At 73.5% G+C, this 4,200-nt stretch carries 2 protein-coding genes and 1 pseudogene; 1 reads left to right on the forward strand and 2 read right to left on the reverse strand.

The window, feature by feature from the left end:
* Positions 1-876: pseudogene (locus tag PSH25_RS29125) on the reverse strand (hypothetical protein); the annotation flags it as partial.
* Positions 877-878: 2 nt separating this feature from the next.
* Entirely contained in the window at positions 879-2,666 is a 1,788-nt protein-coding gene (locus tag PSH25_RS29130; RefSeq protein WP_238662070.1) for an HSP90 family protein, read from the reverse strand.
* 120 nt (positions 2,667-2,786) lie between these two features.
* Here PSH25_RS29130 and PSH25_RS29135 point away from each other — a divergent pair, with 120 nt between their 5' ends.
* The gene (locus PSH25_RS29135; protein ID WP_238662069.1) at positions 2,787-4,010 is read left to right on the forward strand and encodes an MFS transporter; all 1,224 of its coding nucleotides are present in this window, start codon (positions 2,787-2,789) and stop codon (positions 4,008-4,010) included.
* Positions 4,011-4,200 lie beyond the last annotated feature (190 nt).

Below are 4,200 nucleotides of genomic sequence, written 5' to 3' on the forward strand. Positions count from 1 at the left end.
CGCGGCGGCGGCCGCCGCCGCGAAGTGCATGGCGGCGGCCGGCGACGGCGGCCGGTCCAGCCAGTCCAGGTGCCGCTCGACCAGCTCGACCGCCCGCGCCTCGTTGCCGGTCAGCGTGCAGAACTCGATGTGGTCCGCGATGTCCCACAGGTCGGCGAGGTTGCCGCGCAGCCGGCGGTACGCCTCCCGGTGCGCGTCCCGCGCCTGGTCACCCCGCCCGGTGCGCAGGTACGGCAGGAGCAGTGCGGTGAGGATTGCCTGCGGCTGCTCGGTGCAGGTGAGCCGGCCGGCGAGCACCGGCTCGGCCAGCGCCACCGCCTCGGCGTCCCGCCCGGTGTCGGCGAGGTAGCCCACCTGGCTCGTCGGATCACAGCCGGCGCAGTCGGAGAGTTCGTCGCGCGGGCTGGTCTGCCAGAGCCGGTACCAGTGCGCGGCGGCCTCGGCGTCGCCCACGTGGTCGGCGACCCGGAACCGGTGCTTGTGCACGGCCTGCAGGCTGTGCCCGCCAGCCCGGTAGCGCCGCTCCATGTCGTCCAGCACCGCGTAGGTGCGGTCCAGTGGCACCTCGGGGAACTTCAGCAGGCCGGACGCCATGTACTTGAAGTGCCACAGCAGGTTGTGCAGGTGACGCTGGTGGTACGGCTGCGGGTCCCGGTCGAACTCCGACAGGCACCAGGAGAAGGTCACGAAGGACTTCGCCGGCTCACCGCCGTAGATGTAGCCGGTGGTGGCCTGCATCCGGGTGACGAACGCGAGGTGCCGGTCGTCGGCGGCGTCCACCCGGCGCAGCAACTGCTCCAGCGCGGCGATCTGGCCCGCCCCGTACGGCATGTCGGCGATGCCGCGCAGCACCCGCCACAGATCCTCGTCGCTCATGCTCACTCCCGTCCCGGGACAGCCCGGCCGAGCAGGCCGAGGAAGGAATCGTTCAGCAGCGCGGCGTCGGCCGCGCGGATCGGATGGTGGCCGAGCAGCAGCGCCTGCCCGTACAGCGCCTCGATGGCGAGACCGACCAGCTCCGGGTCGGCCAGCATGGTGACCCGTCGGACCAGCGGGTTGCGGTGGTTGAGCACCAACTGCGGGCGGTCCGGCGGGGCGGTGGCGGCGAGCGCGTCGAGCACACCACCCCACAGCTCGTCAGCCCTGTCCCGGCTGGCCGCGAGCTGGTCGTTGAACGCGGCCGACCGGCTGACCAGATAGAGCGCGGGCAGCGACACCGGGTCGTACGCCCGGATGACCACCTCGCAACCGGAACGCTCGACGGCCCGCTGCGCCGCCGCGAGGAACGGTCGCAGCGCCAACTCCACCTGCGGGTCGAGCGCGTCGAACCGGGTGGTGAGGTCGCTGGGCTCCAGCCGCTCGATCAGCACCGAGCGGTCCACCGCCGGCAGCCGCTCGATCAGCTCGGTGTCGTACGTGTAGCCGGCGTTGACCACCGCCAGGTCCTGCGCGGCGGCCACCGCGGCGAGCTGACGGAACTCGTCGAGGCTCGCCGCGTAGCGGACCACGCCGTGGCGCTCGCGGAACTCGGCGAGGGTGAGCGTGCCGACGTTGGTGTCCATGGGCCACCACCGGTCGACCAGCCGGAGCATCTCGTCGTCGTGCAGTGCCAGGGCCTTCACGCCGAGGTGGTGCACCTGGAGGAACTCGGCCAGCCGGTGCGGGTCGTGCCGGGCCAGCCGGACCAGCCAGCCGCGCACCTGGTCGCCGAGCGCCTCCCGGGTCGCGGTCAGCAGAGTGTCCTCGTAGAGGGCCTCCCGGCTGGCGGTCGGGCGCAGCTCGGTCGCGTCCACCACGCAGTGCGCGAAGAACGCCCACTCCGGCAGCAGCCCATCGGCGTTCTCGGTGAGCAGCATCCGCTTGAGGTAGACGCGGTGCCCGGCCCGGGCCGCCGGGTTCACCGGGGTCGGCAGGATGACGGCGACGCCGGTCAGCCCGGCCTCCGGCACGGCCAGCGGCAGCACGTCGAACGGGTCCACGCCGAGCGTCTCCCGGGCGTACCGGATCAGCGCCGCGCGGTCCAGTGGCGCACCCGGCGTGGTCGGCCAGGGCGGTTCCCCGGTGGTGGTGACGACATCGCCGACGCGGACGGTGACCGGCAGCAGCGCGCCGAAGAGCCGGGCCAGGTCGGTGACGGTCGGGGTGGTGAACCACTGGTCGGCGTCGCGGCGGGGCACCAGCGCGACAGTGGTGCCCGGCTCGGCGCGGGCGGCCTCCGGCGGGGCCACCGTCACCGCGTAGCGGCCGTCGGCGTACCCGGTCCAGCGGACCGTGGGGTTGTCGCCGTGCCGGGTGAGCACCTGGATCTCGTCGGCCACCAGGAAGCAGGAGAGCAGGCCGATGCCGAACTGGCCGAGGAACTCGTGTCGGGAGAAGCCCAGCTCGTCGCGCTTCGAGCTGCGGCCGATGGTGGCCAACAGCTCGTGCACCTGCGCCTCGGTCAGGCCGATGCCGGTGTCGTGCACCCGTAGCGTGCCGTCACCGGTGCTGTCCGGGGGTTCGATGCGGACCAGCGCAGGCGCGTCCGGTTCGGCCCTGCGCCGCGCGGTGATCGCGTCCACCGCGTTCTGGAGCAGCTCGCGGACGTAGACCCGCGGGCTGCCGTAGAGGTGATGACTAAGCAGGTCGACCACGCCACGGAGGTCGACCTGGAAAGTGTGGTCCACGAGTGATGTCTCCCCGGTCCCGATGCCGGCGCTCACCGTACCCATGATCACCGACAGGCGCGGTCCCCTTTTCGCCGGCGGCTTGACCCTCGACCGGGTCGAACCGGCACGGTCGCCGGCATGACTTCCCCCGCTCTGGGCCGGGACTTCCGGCTCCTGTGGTCCGCGGCCGTCTCGTCCCGGTTCGGAGACGCGCTGCGTACCCCGGCCCTGGCCCTGTTGGCCGCGGCCGTGACCCGCGACCCGCGGATCATCGCGGCGGTCACCGTGGCGGCGCAGGTGCCGCCGTTGCTCTTCGGCCTGCTCGGCGGCGTGTACGCGGACCGCTGGGACCGCCGTCGGACGATGGCCCTGGTCGACGGGGTACGCGCGGTCGTGGTGGCGGCACTGGCGGTGGTGGTCGCGCTCGACCTGGTCAGCGTCCCGGTGCTGCTGATGGCGGCGTTTCTGCTCGCCACGTTGGGCACTCTCTTCGACTCCGCCTCGTTCGCGCTGCTCCCCGCGTTGGTGCCGCCGGACGCGCTACCCCGGGCGAACGGCCGGCTCCAGGCGGGGGCCGCCGTGGCCGGTGGCTTTCTCGGGGCACCCGCCGCCGGTGTTCTGTTCGCCGTCGCCCCGGCCCTCCCGTTCGCCCTCGACGCGGTCACCTTCGCGGCGGCCGCCCTGCTCGTGCTGGCCCTCGCCCCCGTCGGGAACCCGAACGCACGGCCGAGAACCGGGCGCGGCTCGGTGCGGAGCGAGATCGCCGAGGGGCTGCGCTGGCTGCGGGCGCACCGGACCCTGTGGCGGGTCACAGTGCTCACCGCCGCGAGCAACCTGGCGATCAGCGGAATCATGGCGGTGCTGGTGCTCTACGCGCTGGACGTGCTGCGGGTGCCGCCGGCCGGGTACGGGCTGTTCACCGCCGCCGCCATCGTCGGGGGCGTGGCAGGGGCTCTCGGCGCGGGTCGGCTCGCCGCCCGGCTCGGCACGGTGCCGGCGCTGCGCGCCGTGCTGGCCGTGGAGACCGTGGCGCTGACCGGCTTCGCGCTGGCCCGGCACCCGGTGCCGGGCGGGATCGCGCTGGCCGTCTTCGCCGCCGGCACGGTGGTGTGGAACAGCCTGTGGGCGTCGTACGGGCAGCGGAACGTGCCGAGCGAACTGCTCGGCCGGGTCGGTGCGGCCCAGCGGATGGTCGGTCTGCTCACCGCACCGCTCGGGGCGGCGCTCGCCGGGCTGGCCGCCGCGGCGTACGGCACGGTGCCGGTGGCGGGCGCTGCGGCGGGGACGTTCGCGCTGGTCACCCTCGCCGCCTGGCGGACCCTGCGGCCGGTCGCTCCCGCCGTTGTGAGCCGCGCGGCCTAACCCTGCGTCCGCTCCCGGTCCGACAGCCCGGACAGGCGCAGCGCGATGCGCCGACGGGACGGTGGGACGGCACCGAGCCGCCCGAGCATCACGAGATCGGAAGAGCCCACGTTTTCACCTCAGTCACGTAGCCATAACTCGTGTGACGTCTTCGTCCTGAACCTAAATAACAGAAGACGAGACCAAGGTG

The organism is Micromonospora foliorum (assembly GCF_022229015.1).
GTDB lineage: Bacteria > Actinomycetota > Actinomycetes > Mycobacteriales > Micromonosporaceae > Micromonospora > Micromonospora foliorum.

Bases quoted from the DNA above. Each gene is read 5' to 3' on its own strand.
- PSH25_RS29135 (WP_238662069.1), top strand. From the start codon at position 2,787: ATGACTTCCCCCGCTCTGGGCCGGGACTTCCGGCTCCTGTGGTCCGCG.